Below are 17,534 nucleotides of genomic sequence, written 5' to 3'. Positions count from 1 at the left end.
GTGGAAGCATTGTTTAACAGTTTTCGCGGGAGACTTACCCTCATTCTTATCGTCATGATCGGGTTGTCGGTTACGGCGGCCGGATTTTACATGGGAAGAATGTACAAGCAAAATCATATTAACGTGCTGGAGGAAAATCTCGTTCGCGAAATGCGGGTCATTGAAGCGAGGACCGATTGGAAAGAAGGAGATCCGGCGCAGCTTTACAATTACTTTACGAACGAGGCGGGCTCGCTTAAAAAGCTGACAGGCGCACGGGTGACCTTTATCCGCGGGGATGGAACGGTGCTGGGCGATTCCGATCACCGCCCCGAGACGATGGACAACCATTCGCAGCGCGACGAAGTGAAGCAGGCGGAGGCTGAAGGCATCGGCCGGGCCATCCGCAGGAGCGAAACCGTCAAGGAAAATATGCTGTACGTCGCCATGGCAACCGATCCCGGAAATCCGCGCTCGAATGTGCTGAGGATGGCGCTCAGTCTTAAGGAAGTGGATGCTGGCATCCGCAAAATGTGGATGGTTCTTATTGCAGGGCTGCTGCTGCTGTTTGCCGCCGCTGTGCTGGTAAGCTACAGGGTGGCGAGAGGGTTCACGCGGCCGCTCGAACAAATTACCCGCGTCGCGAAGCGGATCAAAAATATGGACTACGAGGCGCGCGTGAAAATCGGTAAAAAAGACGAGATCGGAGAGCTGGGATTCGCCATCAACTCGATGGCCGACAGCCTGCAGGTGCAGATGAACCGGATCCAGCAAAACGAAAGCCAGCTGGAAAGCGTGCTCGACAATATGATCAACGGCATCGTCATGATCGACCCGGACGGAATCATTCTGCTGCTCAACCGGCGGGCGGAGCAGGTGCTCGGCTTTTCCGCGCGCGAGCTGGTCGGCCGTCATTATTCGGAAGCGAAGCAGCAGTATGAGCTGTCCGGCATGATTCAGCAGGGAATGGAAAAACGCGAACATGTGCATGATGAAATTACCTTTTATTTTCCCGAAGAACGGCTGCTGGAATTAAATCTGGTGCCGGTCTTTCAGAAAGACCGCACGTTCGGCGGCGTCCTGCTAGTGCTGCAGGACGTATCGGCGATCCGCCGGCTGGAGCGGATGCGCAGCGAGTTCGTCGCCAATGTGTCCCATGAGCTGAAGACGCCGATTGCGGCCGTTAAAGGGTTCGCGGAGACGCTGCTGGCGGGGGCGATGGACGATCCGGAAATATCGCGCTCGTTTCTGCAAATTATTTATGATGAGAGTGAGCGCCTTAACCGGCTTATCGGGGATATTTTGGAGCTGTCGAAAATCGAATCGCGGCGGGTTCCGCTTCAATTCTCGCCGGTGGAACTGTCGGCTTTTCTTCACAATACGGTGCAGGTGATGACGGCCGAAGCCGAACGCAAATCGATTATGCTTAGTTTGAAAGCGGAAAGCGGCATTTTTCTGGAGGCTGATGAAGACCGGCTGCGCCAAATATTGATCAACTTGCTGCAGAACGGCATCAACTATACGCCCGAAGGCGGACGGGTGGCGGTCGAAGCGACGGTGCGTCACGCGAATGCCCCCGATGCCGCCGAGACGGTCATTATCCGGATCAGCGATACCGGCATCGGCATTCCGAAAAAAGATTTGCCCCGCATATTCGAACGGTTCTACCGCGTCGACAAAGCGCGTTCCCGCAGTTCAGGGGGAACGGGGCTCGGGCTGTCGATTGTAAAGCATCTCGTTGAGCTGCACAAAGGGACGATATCGGTGGACAGCCATCCGGGGACAGGCAGCGTGTTCACGATCGAGCTTCCCGTTATCCAGCCGTAGCAAACAGGCCTCGTAAAAGCGGCAAAAATAGGAATAGGATGGATTGTCACGCTTTTTCCTGATACGATAGAGTAAAAGGGCGGGAGATGTTTCCTTGCCCGGCTATTTAATACGCGTCCCCCGAATTCCTGTGAATTTGGGTAAGGCGCATGGAGGTAAACATGTCCCATAGTGTACTTGTCATAGAAGACGAACCGACTTTATCGCGGCTGTTGTCCTACAACCTGTCGCAGGAAGGCTACGAGACGACCGTGATCGATCATGGCGCCGAAGGGCTGCAGGCGGCGCTCCAGCGCCGGTTTGATCTCATTATTTTGGATCTGATGCTTCCGGGTATGAACGGATTCGATATATTAACGAAGCTGAGACAAAATGGAGTCACTACGCCGGTCATTATTTTAACGGCCCGCAATGCGGAAGAAGAAGTCGTTCAGGGGCTGCGGCGCGGCGCGGACGATTACATTACGAAGCCGTTCGGCGTGGCGGAGCTGCTGGCCCGCGTTTCGGCGGTGCTGCGGCGGTCCAAGCTGGAAGACGAGCTGCCCGCGGATCAGGAAGGCAAAGCGATCTCGGCAGGGGATCTGGTGATCTATCCGGAACGATACGAGGTCGTCCTTAACGGGGAAACCGTAGCGCTGCGCCCGAAGGAATTCGAGGTACTGGTCTACCTGGTCCAGCGCCCCGGAATGGTCGTTACGCGCGACGATCTGATGGATATCGTATGGGGATTTGATTACATCGGCGGCCAGCGGACGGTGGACGTCCATGTCAGCTCCCTGCGCAAAAAGCTGGAGCTCGGCAGCGATTCCGTCTCGATCGAATCGATCCGCGGCGTAGGCTACAAGCTGGTGCTTCCGAAACGGGCGCCGCGGGCCTGATTCACTTTGCGCGGCCCCAGGCGAGCATCCGTTTCTGGAACTCTTTCGGCGAGCAATCGTTATATTTTTTGAACATTTTATAAAAGTGGGCCATGTTCGGCATTCCAATCCTGTCGCCGACCTCGGAGATGCTGAGGTCTTTTGTGAGCAGAATGCGTTCGGCCCATTTTATTTTGCGGTAATTGACATACTCGGTGAAGGAGAGGCCGATCGATTTCTTGAAATATTTGACGAAGTAGTAATAGCTCATATTGGCGAGCTTGCATACTTCCTCCACCTGAATCCGGTCGGTCAGGTGCTGCTCTACGAACGCCAGCACCGGCTTCAGGCGGATCCGGTCGAAGTCCTCCTGCTCGGCCAGCACTTTGCGATTGTCGCCCCGCAGCAGCAGCAGCAATATTTTTTTGATCAGCAGGTTGACGGCGAGCTCGTACCCGCTTTCCTTCCGGTTCGCTTCCTGCAGGATTTCGCGGACACAATCGGCGATTTCACCCCGGACGGCTTCGTTTTCCCGGAAAATGTAATTGGCTTGGCTCAGCGGATTTTTCGTTTCGGAAAAATAACGCATATAAGGCATCGTGCTGTGATCGAAAAATTGTTCCAGATCGAATTGCAGCACGATATAATCTAGCACGTCGCTGGAGAGGCGGTCGCGGTGAAGCTGATTGGTGCCGATAATGCAAAGATCGCCCGCGTGAAGATCGATCTGTTCTTCTTCGATGTAGACTTCCATCGAGCCGCTTTCCACAAGCAGCAGCTCCAGCTCCCGATGATAGTGCCAATTGGCGAGCAAGTTACTGAAGCGAAGGGGCTGGAAAACACGAAGGGACAATAGAGGGTTTTCATAAACAACTTTTTCGTTATACTTTTCCAAGATCTGTTCCTCCGCATACCAAAATTGCATAAAAGCAGCGCTACAATGGGCATTTTAATTCGACTCGATTTTGCTCTATACTTATTCTAGTGTTTCGAGCGCTTGTAAAGCAAGCGGGACACCTTTGAAAATTAATGGATCTGTCAGGAGGATGAAAACCTTGTCGAAAGTTCGTGTGGGCATTATCGGCTGCGGTGGTATTGGAAGCGGCAAACATATGCCAAGCCTTAGCAAAGTACAAGATGCTGAAATGGTCGCATTCTGTGATATCGTACGCGAACGCGCGGAAGAAGCGAAACACAAATTCGGCAGCGAGCAAGCCGCCGTTTATGAAAATTATCATGATCTGTTAAAAGATCCTTCCATTGAAGTCGTTCACGTATGTACGCCGAACGATTCCCATGCCGAAATTTCCATCGCAGCGATGGAAGCGGGCAAGCACGTCATGTGCGAAAAACCGATGGCCAAAACGGCTGCCGACGCACGCCGCATGCTGGAAGCGGCGAAACGCACCGGCATGAAACTGAGCATCGGTTACCAAAACCGTTTCCGCTCCGATGCGCGCTTCCTGAACGATGCCTGCCGCAAGGATGAACTGGGCGAGGTCTATTTCGCGAAAGCGCATGCCATCCGCCGCCGCGCCGTTCCGACCTGGGGCGTATTCCTCGACGAAGAGAAACAGGGCGGAGGCCCGCTCATCGATATCGGTACGCACGCGCTTGACCTGGCGCTGTGGATGATGGACAACTACAAACCGAAAGTCGTTCTTGGACGCGCATACCATAAATTGTCGCAAACCGAAAATGCCGCAAACGCATTCGGTCCTTGGGATCCGAAGCAGTTCACCGTCGAAGATTCCGCTTTCGCCATGATTACGATGGAGAACGGCGCGACGATCATTCTGGAATCCAGCTGGGCGCTCAATACGCTCGAAGTGGACGAAGCGAAAGTGTCGCTCAGCGGCACGAAAGCGGGCGCGGATATGAAAGGCGGCCTCCGCATCAACGGGGAGGAAAACAGCCGTCTGTACGTGAAAGACATTCAGCTTGACGGCGGTGGCGTCGCGTTCTTCAGCGGAGCTGCCGAAGATCCGGGCGAGCTGGAAGCGCGCTCGTGGATCGATGCGGTGAAGAACGACAAGCAGCCGGTCGTAACGCCGGAGCAGGCGCTCGTCGTATCGGAGATTCTCGAAGCCGTTTACGAATCGTCCCGTACGGGCAAAGCGATTTACTTCGACTAATCGCAAAATAAGGGGCGCTATCGAAAGACATTTTAACTTATTTCGCACAGCGCCCCAAGCTTTAATAAAAAAGGACGTTTCTCCGGTAAGCTGGCGGAGAAACGTCCTTTTTCTGCTCCTTCAAAGTTGCTGAATAGGAGAGCGTAGCGGACGGATCGTTCTGGAGAAGCGCAAGCGTTCGCATTTGTCCGTGGATTTCAACCCATTAATGGGTTATACAATCAAGAAATCCAACGGACAACAGCGATCGTAAGAATGATCCGTCCGCGCAGCGACCTTCCGTTTCAGCAGCTTTCACTCCCCGTTAAATTCGCTGCGGACCTGCTCATACAAGCTGGGGTCGGCCAGCACGTCATAAGCGGTGGCGGCGAGCATTTTCGCTCCGAAAATCATGCTCTCAAGCGCTTGCTCCTTCATGGCGGCATCGCGGAATTCGACCGTGTGCAGCATGTAGCGTTCATCTGTGATTTTGAGGTAAGGATGAATGCTTGGACAGCGCAGCGACACGTTTCCGAGATCGAGAGAGAGGGAACCGTGATCCGCTGCCGAGCGAATCTCCTCTTCGGCAACTCCATTTTCAAGCAAATTGGCTGTATACAACCCGGACAGCGTCTCATTGGTGCGCAGCTCGTCGTAGGAATATTCGTAATTGCTCGTCTCGAGCCGGCAGCCGGTCTGCATTGCGGCGCCTCTAGCGCAATCCATCACCTTGGCAGTCAATTCATCCGTGTAGGCCCGGTTTGCCGAACGGATGTAGAACTTGGCCGACGCATAGTCCGGAATGATGTTGGGCGCGCTGCCGCCGTGGTCGATGATGCCGTGAATGCGTGCGTCGCTGCGCGTCTGCTGGCGCAGGGCGTTGATGGAATTAAACAGCTGGATGACGGCGTCGAGTGCGTTGATGCCTTGATGCGGATTGGCGGCGGCATGGGCCGAACGGCCGTAAAATTGAACCTGCAGCGCATCAAGCGCCAGCGAGCTGCTTGATTTTTCATGAACATAATAGGGGTGGGCCATCAGCGCGAACCCGCAGTCGTCGAACAGCCCCGCTTCGCTCATTGGCACCTTCGCCCCTTTCGTTTCTTCGGCGGGAGTGCCGTACACGCGAATGGAGCCGCCGGTATCCCCGATGACGGATTTCAATCCGATCGCCGCCGCGATGCCCATCGTGCCGATCAGGTGGTGCCCGCAGGCGTGGCCAAGGTCGGGAAGCGCGTCGTATTCGCATAAAAACGCGGCCGCAGGCCCGGGTTTGCCTGAATCGTATATTCCGATAAAAGCGGTCTGGATGCCCAGCGTTCCGCGTTCCACTTGGAAGCCGTGCCGCTGCAGCTCATCGGCGAGAAGGGCGGAAGAGCGGTATTCTTCGCTGCCCAGCTCGGGATTGCTGCCGATCTGGAGCGCTATTTGCTTCCAGCTGCTGCTGTGTCGGTCAATCGTATCGTATAGAGTGGTTTTGGTTCGATGCATGAAGCTCCGGCCTCCTATTGAAGATGATGGTACAATTGTACCGCAAACGGCAACGGAATGCCCCTCTCTTAATAGCGGGAAAATAATTTTTCACTGAAGCAAATATACTGATAAGAAATGGGAGCAGCTTGAATCAGCAAACCGAAGAGAGTAAAGTAAACGTGGAGGTGACGCTTGCCTTGAAATTGCTCCGAGCGCTGGCTGCGCTGTTGATGGCGGTTTATTCCGCTTTGCTGTTCTATTGGATGTTCGTCGGCTTCGGTCGCAGCGTTGTTCATAATGGCGGATACCATTATAATGTGATCCCCTTCCACACCATCAAGCTTTATTTCAATCATGCGGATCACTTTCGGCTTCATGTCTGGCTGGTTAATATAATCGGCAATATTGCGGTATTCGTCCCGTTTGGGGCTGCCGCGGTTATGCTGCCAAGGGTTACGTTATCCCGCTTTCTGTCCGTATTTGTACCCGCTATTGCAATTGTGGAGCTGATGCAGCTTGTTCTGAAGCGGGGCAGCTTTGACGTTGACGATATTATTTTGAATACGTTCGGCGCACTAATCGGCTACATCCTGTTTCGCCATATCGGAAAGATGAAGTTCGCTAATGAATGAATGCGGGATTGTCACTTTTTTTTAACGGCAATTTAAGCTCTTTTTACGGAATTGCTCATACTCGTCGTCTAAGCTGGTCCTATGAACCGTTACAACACGAAAGGCGGGATTTCAATGGATCGGCAATTTTCTTATCAAACCTCCAATCGCTCACGGATGCCGGCAGGGCAAACGTCTCTGAAACGTTCACGAAGCGTAAAAATGTGGACGGCCAGCGCGCTGGCGTTAACGTTGACGATGTCCGGCCCTGCAGGGATGAAATCTGCGGCCAGCGCCGCCGCGGCGGCCCACGCCGTCCGGGATTTGAAAGCGGGCGAAGGCAGCGGCGCCGCCATACGCTCGCAGGAAACGGCCGACGTGATCGGCGTCACCAAGCCGGAGCTGAAAGAAGCGCTGATGTCCGGCCATACGCTTGCTGAAGTCGCAATGGAAAAAGGCGTTGCCGGCAGCACCGTCGTCCGTACGGTAGCCGGTAAGTTTACGGAGCAGCTTAATATCGAGCTTGCGCAAGGAAAAATTACGCAGCAGCAGTACGAGAAGCAGAAGGAGTCGCTGGAAAAAGTGGCTGCCATGCTTGTACACGGGGAATGGGGCGGTTAGCGCTACGGATACATAACCGGCAGGCGCTTTAAGGCGCTCGCCGGTTCGTCCGCCAGCCGAATCCCGTTCGAGGGGGGCTTGCGCTGGACCGACGGGCGAAAGGACACAAAAATACCGGACCGCTTGATAGGAAAGCGGTCCGGTATTTTTGCCTTATTTTTCACTTTGTCAAGCTGTCTGTTTAAGAGGCTCGTCGCATCGAACGCATGATCAGGCTGACGATTGCGATTAAGATAATGGCACCGATAAGTGCCGGTACAATGAAGAAGCCTCCTGTTTCGGGACCAAAGTCGCCGAAGATAAAGGCTCCGAGCCAAGCGCCAACAAATCCTGCGATTATATTGCCGATGATGCCGCCCGGAATGTCGCGTCCGACGATCAAACCTGCCAGCCATCCGATAACGCCGCCTACAATGATTGCCCACAACCAAGCCATATCTGATTCCTCCCTTAGATGATAATTTGCTTGTTGTCGTCCTGTTTCTCAATAACCCGTATCGCAGGTTTATAATCAGGCCGGATATAATCCTGAAGCGTATCAGCACGTAATGGGCCTGCTGAAATGGAATAAAATCCTTGACTCTTCCCCCGGGGAAACGTGTACAGTCAACTAAGCTTATGCTTTCGAAGTGTTTTTGCTTCGCAAAAACTGTAGGAGGAAAGAAAATGAAAATAAATGAGGTTATGGGAAAGACCAGACTGACCCGCAAAGCCATTTATTATTATGAAAAGGAAGGGCTTCTCCACCCGCAAACCGAAACGTCCAATCATTACCGGCATTATACGGACGAAGATGTAAACAAACTTTTATCCATCCGGCTGCTCCGTCAATTGGACATCCCCGTCGATGAAATCAAAAAGGTGCTTTACGGCCAAGCGTTGACGAAAACCGTTTTGGAGGAACAGCTATCCAGAGTGAGCGCGTCTTTGGAAAGACTGCAGCGGATAAAAGAGAACATTTCTTCGCTATTAAATGGCCATCCAAACCGATCGCCCTGCTTTATAGAGCTGGCCGGTTTAGCGAAGAGCTATTCGGACGATCTCGAATCCGAGATGAAACAGAGATCGGGTTATATGGCGAGAAAGCTGTTCGAGCTGTTTCCCGGCACATTCGGGAGAGTAATGGCTTTGCATTTCGGCGTCTTTTTGAACGAACCGATTATGGGGGACAGCATGGAACAAGCTTGGGCGGAAATAGTGGAATATTTGGACGGGCTTGAGGAAATTGACCTTCCCAAAACGCTTGTGCAGCAGATGGACTTGTTGTCTGATCAAGAAATCGAACAGCTCGTCGAGCTGTATCATGAGCAGCTGCGAAAATTCGTCTCGCCCGACGAGCGGCAATATGAGCAGTTGAAAGACGAGTTCCGCAACATTACCGCTGCCTTCGCCGCCGTTCCTTTTGCCAAAGAACAGATCTGGATCACGAAGGAAATCAAGATTCGTTTGGATAAAAACCGTTTCTACGAGGTTTTTGTGCATAACATCAGCATCCTCAGCGCAGATTATCGCAGCTACCAGGAAACTCTGCATCGGCTGCAGCATGATTTTAACGTCTCGTACATCGACAACGGGTTGTTAATTCTATAACTTGATTACATCGCGGGCCGTTCCCTTAGGGGACGGTCCTTTGCTCTTTTTATGGGAAAAATGGCCTGTAGCTTCCGGGTGTTTGTGAATTTTGTCACTGAGCCTCCAAGCCGATTGTGTTATAGGAAAAAAAGACCGCTTTCAATTCATATTGCGAAAAAAATAGTCGAATTCGACAAAAAATTTATTCAAAACGACTAAACTATTGTCCTCTCTCATCCGAAAGATAGAGTAATAGGCCCAGTTCAAAAGGCGCGTAAACCAGGTGAGGTCACCTTTTTCGCCGGCTGAAAACCGGGATAACTATCAATATCGGAACTATCCGTAGGAGGAGAAATAGGCATGAAGAACTATTTTCGCAAAATGGTATTTCCACTGGCGGTAGCGGTCTTACTTCTGTTTGGCACAGCGGCAGGCGGTATTGGCGGGAAAGCTTATGCAGCCGATATAAATAATTCAACGATTTATAAGTCAGGCGGTTACTATACCGCATTTTCGTATGAAGAAGTTGCCGACATTGTACACGGAGTAATGGCAAACGGGCATGGGACGTCTGTCACCATCCAGTTGAATTCCAATACAAGCGATATCGGAAGCAAGCTGAAAGATGTGTTCAAGCAAATTGTCATGAAAGACGACTATCTTCGTTTCGTCGAGAAGAAAATCAGCTGGAGCTGGACGACTACGGGCTGGTCGGCACTTATTACCTATAATATCGAGTACTGGGAGACGACGGAGCAAAGCGAATACGTACAACAAACGGCTAAGCGGGTCGTGGCAAGCCTGGTGAAGCCAAGAATGTCCGATGCCGATAAAGTAAAAGCGATCCACGACTGGGTGATCGACAATGTAACCTACGACGAGACGCTGGAGAATCATTCCGCATACGCCGGTCTGGTCCAGCCTTACAAGACGGTGTGCCAAGGCTACGCGCTGCTGACCTACCGGATGCTCAAGGAAGCGGGGCTGGAAAGCCGCATCGTTTATGGAGACTATCTCGGCACGCTGCATGTGTGGAATCTCGTAAAGCTGGACGGCAAATGGGTTCATGTCGATGTCACGCTTGACGACACGGAATACGACTGGAACCGGTACAGTTATTACAATTTGAGCGATGCAATGATCGCCTTGGATCACCGCTGGAACAGAGCCGATTATCCGTCCGCATAACATCAGGTAGCACTGGGCCTCCCGGAATGGTAAGATGGACATCAGGGAAGGAGGTCCGCCGATGACCACGGACAACAATTTGACGGAAGAACAAAAACAGGAGAACGCAAATCGGGAAGAGGAAGCCAAGCAGATCATTCTCGGCGTTTACCAGCGCACGATGCAGACGCTGCAGGCGGAATTTGAGAATTATAGCGTAGAGGGACAGATCATAAACAATGGCAACTACGGGCCGTTATACGCTTTCCAATTGACGGATCAAGCGGGACATATTTATTCGTGCGGATTTTTTATCAACGAGCTGCTCGAAAAATATAGAGGCGGCGGGGACGCCGGCGAATGGTTATCGTCGTTTTATGTGGAGCTGATGAGGGGCGGAGAGAGCCGGCCGCTGCCGCAGCCTCCCCAATCGGAGGATGAGGCGAAGCAGCTGTTTGACGGACATATCGTGCCGCACTGCGCCGGCGCGCTGCGGGAAGAGTTCGCGCCCGAGCAGGTGTATGTGGACCTGGATATTCATGAACAGGCCGGACCCGTACTCGAGGCGGGTTTCCCGTCGATTAAGGAAGGCAACAATGTGTGCGCGATGCCGTTTCATTTTTTGCTGACGCTTTATTTGTTAAACCGCGACCCGGCGGACCCGCTCGTTCAAGGCTTGTACAAAATCCGCGAGGAGCACGGACTGGAGTAGAACGCTTCATAAAGCAGGCGCTTATAACGTCCCCGCTGCTTGGCTAGAGGTCAGGCCATGCCGGGACGTTTGTTGTGGCTGATCGAAAAGCGACGGAAGCTGATTTGGCTGCCCGCGGGGGCGGATTGACAGCTTCTTTTAAGCGGGATTATACTGTACTTATAAAGTGTACAGTTTATCGGCGAGCCGTTTCCGGCAGCCGAAAGAGAGATGAAATTTCACTTGGATGGCTAGAGAAGGAGTGGATACTGTGGAACTTAACAAAACGATCAGTGCCGATTTCGGCACGGTAATCCGCGAGCGCCGTTCCGTTCGCAAATACGATGCTTCGTATAAAATGAGCCAAGCCGAATTGGAAGATCTGCTTGCCGATGCGGTGCTGGCGCCGTCCGGGAGCAATCTCCAGCCTTGGCGTTTTATTGTGATTACGGATCAGGCAACAAAAGAGAAGCTGCTGCCGATCGCATTCAACCAGCAGCAGGTTGTGACGGCCTCCGCCGTGATCGCGGTATTGGCCGATCTCGAAGCGTACAAAGAAGCGGGACGTATCTATGACAAAGCTGTAGCAGCGGGCTATATGAACCAGGAAACCCGCGACAAGCTTGTCGATAATTCGGTAAAATTTTACGGAAAGCGCGAACCGGAAGCGATCCGCAATGCGGCGCTTATCGACGGCGGCCTTGTTTCGATGCAGCTGATGCTGGCGGCGAAAGCGAAAGGCTTCGATACCGTTCCGATGGCGGGTTACAATGTGGAGCAGTTCCGCGAGCTGATGGGTATTACCGACCGCTATGCCAATGTCATGCTGATTGCCGTAGGCAAAGCGGCGGAGCCGGGTCATCCGACCGTCCGTCTCGATGTTGCAGATATTACGTATTGGAACCAATTTGGAGCCAAATAACCGGATTTTTGCTCTATGACATTCTTCTTTTGCTTATCAAAAAGCGTGAACAGGAGGATATCATGACAAAGACTGCGGTTTACAAGTCCGATATTTCGGTTTCGGCATGTGGTTACCGGCGGTTGCTCGAGATTATTTCCAGCAAATGGACCGTTCTTGTCATTTATGCGCTGCAGGACGGACGCATGCGATACGGGGAGGTCCGAAAGCGCATTGAGGGCATCTCCCAGAAAATGCTGACTCAAACGTTCCGCCAGCTGGAACGGGACGGGCTCGTCAAGCGCGACGTATATCCGTCCGTTCCCCCGATCGTCGAATATGAGCTGACCCCGCTCGGCGACACGCTCATTCCCCACCTGCGCCGGCTGCAGCAATGGACAACCGACTATTATTCCCAGGTCGAACAGGCAAGGGTGGCATATGACCGGGATAGTATCTCAAAATAGTATTTTTTGAATATTTTTTTGAAAAAAAGGACCGCTCAGGTCCTTTTTTTCTTAATATAGGACACCTTATCTCCTTTTTTCAAAAAATATTACACCTTCGCTCCTTTTTTTATAAAAATTTAGTGATAGTTATTCAATATTTTTTGCAAAATAGTTACTAGGTTTTAATTTCAGTCATGATTTAATACGTTTTCAAAATAAAATAAAGCGCATACATTACTTAATTAATCATGTCAACATGTCGCTGGAACCATAAAACCGATTACATTTACTTACAGTGACAAATGGTTTCAAGAAAAATAATAATACGCTTAGCGCATCCTAACAAATTCAGCGCAATTGATTGTAACAGGAGTGGGGACAGTACATGACGCTTAGAAACAACTGGATGAAGGTGAGTTTAAGTCTTAGTCTGCTGGCGGGAACGGCCATTGCAGGCGTGGCTCCGGCCAATGCGGCGGAAAGCAATGCGAAAGGATTCGTTTCGAACGCCGAGCTTGACAAGCATGTTATTTTCCAAAGCTTCAGCCTGTATCAGCCCTACGAAAAAAATATGTATAACATATTGGGCAAAAATAGCGCGAAGCTGAAAGACTGGGGGATCACCGACATTTGGATGCCTCCCGCATACCGGACGTTTTCCGGTTCTTACTATGGCGAGGGGTATGCAATCAGCGACCGTTATGATTTGGGCGAATTCCCTAATGGCTTGAACGGCGAGAGAGCGACCAAATACGGCACGAGCGACGAACTGAAGCGTGCAATCAAGCAATTGCATTCGAAAGATCTTAACGTTCAGGTCGATCTTGTTCCGAATCAGATGATGGGCTTTCCAAAGCAAGAAATTGTCAATGTTACGGCCGTTGATTCTTACGGAAACGAAATCGATCCGGCATTCAAGGACAAGCTGGTTCCGCTTTATACCAAGGGCGGCGGGCCAGGGCAGGCAAAATACGGGTTGATCAAAGAATGGAGCTCTAAGTACTTCAACGGCGGCGGCCCGATGCAGATGGGTTCGATGCGTATCATGGTCGATGCGGAAGGGAAGCCGTACCGTTATTTCGGACCTGATCACCAGGATAACTATCTCCCGGAATGGCTCGCAAGTTCGGAAGCGCAAAAATACGGCAAAATCAATCACATCGATAACTATTTGACTGTTGACAGCTATTTTGCCGTTAAGGGAGCAAATACGGACAACGATCAAGTATGGCGCTCGCTGCTGCTTTACTATGTCGACCCGCAAGCTGGCTCCGCCAATGAAAGCTATCTCGATTTCATGAGAAAGAACGGCTTCGAAGGCGCAACCGACGACGAGGTTCGCGAGAAAATTATCGCGGCGGACAGCGCTGCGGTTACCAAATTGACGGACAGCTATATCAACGCCCAACCGGGATATTCCGCGGCTACCGATCCGAAAGGCCTTCACCGTTACAACAACGGGGTAAATGGCAATGTCAACCAGAACGTGCTGCAGTACGAATTCCTGGTCGGAACGGACATCGACAACTCGAATCCGACCGTACAAGCCGAACAGTTGAACTGGGTCAAATTTTTGATCGACAAATACGGCTTTGACGGCTTCCGGATCGATGCGGCGTCCCACTACAACACCAAAATTCTGACCGATATGAGGGACGAGATGAGCTCGCGTTTCGGCGACGATTTGAACAATCATTTGTCCTATATCGAATCCTACACCGACAATCAGCTCGGTTTCGAGAACAGCACAGGCAACGGACAACTGGTATACGATCACGGGGTGTTCGGCGCCTTGCGCGACAGTCTCGGCAAGGAGCACAACTGGCGGCCGCTCAGCGACATCGTCACAAGCTCGTATGTGAACCGGGCGAACCCGGACGCCAAACCGACGCCGAACTGGTCGTTCGTCATGAACCATGATCAGGAGCACAACGGCATTAAGGGGATTCCGCTCACAGAAGAAGAAGCCGGCGGAACGAAAAAAAATACAGTCGACTATGAGAAAAAGCAGTTTGAAAAATATTACGCCGATATGGTCAATGCCGATAAGAAGTATGCGAACTATAACGTTCCGAGCCAATACGCGTATCTTCTGACCAATAAAGACACGGTTCCGACGGTTTACTACGGTGACATGTTCAAGTCTACCGCATCCTACATGTCCGAGAAGACGCAATATTTCGAGCCGATCGTCAAGCTGCTGCAAGCGCGGCAAAAATACGTTTCCGGCGACCAGAAAATCACGTATTACAACAGCAACACATCGTGGTCTGCAGGTTGGGATCTGCTCGCCAGCGTCCGTTTCGGAACCAGCCGCGATACAGGCGTAGCAACTGTTATCGGCAGCAATCCGAACACGCAAGAGCTGATCAGTGTCGATATGGGCAAACTGCATGCCAACCAAACCTTTGAAGACGTCATGGGCTTCAACACGCAAAAGCTGACAACGGATGAAAACGGCGTTTTGACCGTTCCGGTTAAAGGCGTAAGCAATCCGTTGGTACATGGTTACTTGGGCGTGTGGGTTCCATCCAAAGAAAAAGGCGGCGAAAAAGTTAAAGTCAAGGGCAAAATCGGAGTTGACGCTTCCGTCGAAAGCAATACGGAGAGCGAGACCAAGACTGATGGCATAACCAACGGACACGAATGGCAGCAACAGCAGGAAGCGGAACAATTAAAGAAATGGAATAAAGCATTAAGACGGTTTAGCAATTAATCCACAAACGGGGCTGGTTCTTGAGGTCATTGACCTTGGGAACGCCCCGTTTTTTTTCGTTTTAACATTTCGCGATAAGACTGCCGCTCGCGGCAGCATCAAATCAGATTTTGATGCAAATTTTACCGAAATGGGCTCCCGCCGCCAAATGCTGAAGCGCCTCGACAGCTTGCTCGAACGGGAATACCCGGTCGACGACCGGATGGAGCTCGTTCTGCACGATGGCCCGGTTCATCTCCTCGAACATGTCGCGGCTGCCGACATTGATGGCTTGCAGCCGCGCTTTTTTCCGAATCGCCGGGACGATATCGAACCGTTCCACCGTAACTCCGGACAGAACGCCGGTCATGCTGATTGTTCCGCCTATGCGAAGCGCCGAGATGGACCGGTTGAGCGTAGACGCGCCCCCCAGATCGACGACAAGATCGGCTCCGCGGCCATGCGTCTGTTCAAGCACGGCTTGATCCCAATCCGGATTTTGCCTGTAATTGTTGCCGATATCCGCGCCGAGCGCTTTCGCCCGCTCCAGCTTCTCGCCGCTGCTGGAGGTGACGATAACCTTTGCGCCGTGAAGCTTGGCGAATTGCAGCGCAAACAGAGAAACCCCTCCGGTGCCTTGTACGACGACCGTATCGCCGGCTTTGACGTTTCCTTCCGTCACGATGGCGTTCCACGCCGTTACGCCTGCGCAGGGGAGAGCGGCGGCTTCCTCATCCGTCAAATGCTCCGGAGTAAGGACCAAACCTTCCTCATCCAAAACGGCATATTCGGCGAGGACGCCATCCAACGGACTTCCAAGCGTGCTTTCCAGTGCCGGTTTCGTCAGCTCCCCTGAAATCCATTTCTGCAGAAAAATGCCGTTAACACGGTCGCCGATTTTGAATTTGGAAGCTTGAGAGCCGAAGGAGACCACTTCGCCGACACAGTCGGATACTGGAATGAACGGCAGTTTCAGGTCCGGAAAATAAAATCCGTCGATGATGCCCAGATCGCGCGAATTGAGCGAAACGGCCTTTATTTTTAGCAGTACCTGACCCGGTCCGGGAACCGGAACCGATCGCTGCGCCGCCTTCACGTGCCCCAGTCCGAATCCGTCTTGAATTTCGTATACTTTCATGAACCATCGCTCCTCAATTAAGGTATAGGGATACGATAATACATGAACTAAAAATTAGTAAGGAGGCACTTATTCGTTCGTTGCAAACCTAAAGGTGCGCAAGGGGTATATGTTCGGTACCGATATGCGTTTGCAATCCGGCTTTACGTTTCGCTGCCGGCCGCGCAGGGTAAGTAGGGGTTGTCGCCGGTTATCGACGTCAGTCAAGTTTGATAGTTCGAAGGAGGCGTTACGAATGACGAAACAGAATGAGATCCATCCATCGGCATCTGATAAGGTGCATGAAACGATCAGCGGCATGGAGCAGGGCAAGAAGGACCGGATTCTGCAAAGCTTCGACGACTTTAAGAGCTTTCTCGGCAACCGGATCGATTTGGCCAAGCGGATCGGACTCGGAGAGGAACAGCTGGCGGTGGCCGCCGAGCAAATCGCTTCTTATTTGGCAAAGAACGAAACGCCGCGCAACAACGAGGAGAAGCTGCTTCAGGAATTGTGGAAAGTGGGCAAAGAGGAAGAGCGCCATAAGCTCGCTCATATGCTCGTAAGACTTTGTCAGGAAACGAATGAACCGGTTATCGAACGATCCTGATTCATACTGATCAAGTACCCGCCGCGGCGGGTGCTTTTTTTTAGGAAAAAAGCGGCGCTAATTATTGAATCGGAATTTGCGGTGAAGAAGCAATAGGAGTATAGTTTCAAGGTAAGGACAGGAAAGAAGGTATGAAAATGGAATTTTGGGCCGGATTGATTGAATTGATCCTGATCAATATTGTGCTAAGCGGTGATAATGCGGTTGTCGTTGCGCTTGCATGCCGCAAGCTGCCCGCGCAGCAGCAAAAAAAGGCGGTTTTGTGGGGCAGCATCGGGGCAATCGTACTGCGGGTGCTGCTTACATTTGCCGCGGTCTGGCTCCTTCACATTCCATATGTTCAGCTGGCAGGGGCGCTTATGCTGCTCTATATCGCCGTAACGCTGCTTAAAAAGGATGACGGTGAAGATCATGTCGAGGCAGGAAACAAGCTTAGCGACGCCATTCGTACGATCGTCGTCGCCGATCTGGTGATGAGTTTGGACAACGTGCTGGCGATGGCCGGAGCCGCGCAGGGCAATCTGCTGCTCATCATCATCGGGCTCCTCATCACGATTCCGCTTATTGTCGTCGCGAGCAACGTGCTGATGCGAATCATGGAACGGTACCCGGTTATCGTTATGATCGGCTCGGCTGTGCTCGGATATACGGCAGGTGAAATGGTTCTCAGCGACAAAGGCGTCGGGAACAGGATGGAAGGGCTGCTTCCCGCGGCCGACCTCGTTATACCGATTGCGCTTGCTCTGCTTGTCGTAATCGCCGGCTGGCTGATGAACAAATGGCAGTCAAGGCACGGAAACGCACGCGGCATGGAGCGGAAGGCCGGCTGAAACAAAGTCTGGCTGCACGG

At 52.1% G+C, this 17,534-nt stretch carries 17 protein-coding genes; 13 read left to right on the top strand and 4 right to left on the bottom strand.

Going from position 1 to position 17,534, the window contains the following annotated elements:
* Positions 1-54 precede the first annotated feature (54 nt).
* Together pnpS and VN24_RS01780 are read left to right on the top strand one after the other, a co-directional pair.
* On the top strand, positions 55-1,806 hold the full coding sequence (gene pnpS / locus VN24_RS01785) for a two-component system histidine kinase PnpS (protein WP_045672865.1): 1,752 nt from the start codon (positions 55-57) through the stop codon (positions 1,804-1,806).
* Between the two features lie 161 nt (positions 1,807-1,967).
* Positions 1,968-2,684, top strand: coding sequence for a response regulator transcription factor (locus VN24_RS01780; protein ID WP_045669024.1), 717 nt, complete (start codon positions 1,968-1,970; stop codon positions 2,682-2,684).
* A gap of 1 nt (position 2,685) precedes the next feature.
* On the opposite strand, the gene VN24_RS01775 is transcribed toward VN24_RS01780, so the two are convergent.
* On the bottom strand, positions 2,686-3,558 hold the full coding sequence (locus VN24_RS01775) for an AraC family transcriptional regulator (protein ID WP_045669023.1): 873 nt from the start codon (positions 3,556-3,558) through the stop codon (positions 2,686-2,688).
* Between the two features lie 160 nt (positions 3,559-3,718).
* Here VN24_RS01775 and VN24_RS01770 point away from each other — a divergent pair, with 160 nt between their 5' ends.
* Positions 3,719-4,798 (top strand): Gfo/Idh/MocA family protein, encoded by a 1,080-nt coding sequence (locus VN24_RS01770; protein WP_193790093.1) that lies wholly within the window; start codon positions 3,719-3,721, stop codon positions 4,796-4,798.
* A 294-nt stretch (positions 4,799-5,092) separates the two neighbouring features.
* Here VN24_RS01770 and VN24_RS01765 read toward each other — a convergent pair whose 3' ends face one another.
* A complete protein-coding gene (locus VN24_RS01765; RefSeq protein WP_045669021.1) occupies positions 5,093-6,268 on the bottom strand; it encodes a M20 family metallopeptidase in 1,176 nt (391 codons plus the stop codon).
* Between the two features lie 128 nt (positions 6,269-6,396).
* Here VN24_RS01765 and VN24_RS01760 point away from each other — a divergent pair, with 128 nt between their 5' ends.
* A complete protein-coding gene (locus tag VN24_RS01760; protein WP_052702732.1) occupies positions 6,397-6,882 on the top strand; it encodes a VanZ family protein in 486 nt (161 codons plus the stop codon).
* A 114-nt stretch (positions 6,883-6,996) separates the two neighbouring features.
* Positions 6,997-7,482 (top strand): hypothetical protein, encoded by a 486-nt coding sequence (locus VN24_RS01755; protein WP_045669020.1) that lies wholly within the window; start codon positions 6,997-6,999, stop codon positions 7,480-7,482.
* 181 nt (positions 7,483-7,663) lie between these two features.
* Here the strand turns inward: VN24_RS01755 and VN24_RS01750 are convergent, their stop codons facing one another.
* Entirely contained in the window at positions 7,664-7,918 is a 255-nt protein-coding gene (locus VN24_RS01750; protein WP_045669019.1) for a GlsB/YeaQ/YmgE family stress response membrane protein, read from the bottom strand.
* A 230-nt stretch (positions 7,919-8,148) separates the two neighbouring features.
* Between VN24_RS01750 and VN24_RS01745 the strand changes: the two genes are divergently transcribed.
* The 6 genes from VN24_RS01745 to VN24_RS01720 all read left to right on the top strand — a co-directional run bounded on the left by VN24_RS01745 (position 8,149) and on the right by VN24_RS01720 (position 14,978).
* The gene (locus tag VN24_RS01745; RefSeq protein WP_045669018.1) at positions 8,149-9,072 is read left to right on the top strand and encodes a MerR family transcriptional regulator; all 924 of its coding nucleotides are present in this window, start codon (positions 8,149-8,151) and stop codon (positions 9,070-9,072) included.
* A gap of 342 nt (positions 9,073-9,414) precedes the next feature.
* Entirely contained in the window at positions 9,415-10,242 is an 828-nt protein-coding gene (locus VN24_RS01740; RefSeq protein WP_052702731.1) for a transglutaminase domain-containing protein, read from the top strand.
* 61 nt (positions 10,243-10,303) lie between these two features.
* Positions 10,304-10,933: a hypothetical protein gene (locus VN24_RS01735; protein WP_238590801.1), complete on the top strand. Its 630-nt coding sequence runs from the start codon at positions 10,304-10,306 to the stop codon at positions 10,931-10,933.
* 250 nt (positions 10,934-11,183) lie between these two features.
* The gene (locus VN24_RS01730; protein ID WP_420798593.1) at positions 11,184-11,834 is read left to right on the top strand and encodes a nitroreductase family protein; all 651 of its coding nucleotides are present in this window, start codon (positions 11,184-11,186) and stop codon (positions 11,832-11,834) included.
* A 62-nt stretch (positions 11,835-11,896) separates the two neighbouring features.
* Positions 11,897-12,280 (top strand): winged helix-turn-helix transcriptional regulator, encoded by a 384-nt coding sequence (locus VN24_RS01725; protein WP_045672862.1) that lies wholly within the window; start codon positions 11,897-11,899, stop codon positions 12,278-12,280.
* 367 nt (positions 12,281-12,647) lie between these two features.
* Positions 12,648-14,978: a glycoside hydrolase family 70 protein gene (locus VN24_RS01720; RefSeq protein ID WP_052702730.1), complete on the top strand. Its 2,331-nt coding sequence runs from the start codon at positions 12,648-12,650 to the stop codon at positions 14,976-14,978.
* Between the two features lie 103 nt (positions 14,979-15,081).
* Here VN24_RS01720 and VN24_RS01715 read toward each other — a convergent pair whose 3' ends face one another.
* On the bottom strand, positions 15,082-16,095 hold the full coding sequence (locus VN24_RS01715; protein WP_045669015.1) for a zinc-dependent alcohol dehydrogenase family protein: 1,014 nt from the start codon (positions 16,093-16,095) through the stop codon (positions 15,082-15,084).
* Between the two features lie 235 nt (positions 16,096-16,330).
* Here VN24_RS01715 and VN24_RS01710 point away from each other — a divergent pair, with 235 nt between their 5' ends.
* Complete coding sequence (locus VN24_RS01710) at positions 16,331-16,684, top strand: DUF3243 domain-containing protein (RefSeq protein WP_045669014.1); 354 nt, start codon at positions 16,331-16,333, stop codon at positions 16,682-16,684.
* A 131-nt stretch (positions 16,685-16,815) separates the two neighbouring features.
* Positions 16,816-17,514 carry a TerC family protein gene (locus VN24_RS01705; RefSeq protein WP_045669013.1) on the top strand — a complete coding sequence of 233 codons (699 nt, stop codon included), beginning with the start codon at positions 16,816-16,818 and terminating at the stop codon, positions 17,512-17,514.
* The last annotated feature ends 20 nt before the right edge of the window (positions 17,515-17,534 follow it).

Source organism: Paenibacillus beijingensis (assembly GCF_000961095.1).
Lineage (GTDB): Bacteria > Bacillota > Bacilli > Paenibacillales > Paenibacillaceae > Paenibacillus_O > Paenibacillus_O beijingensis.
Note: the sequence above shows the minus strand (reverse complement) of the source record. Positions and strands in the feature narration are given on the sequence as shown.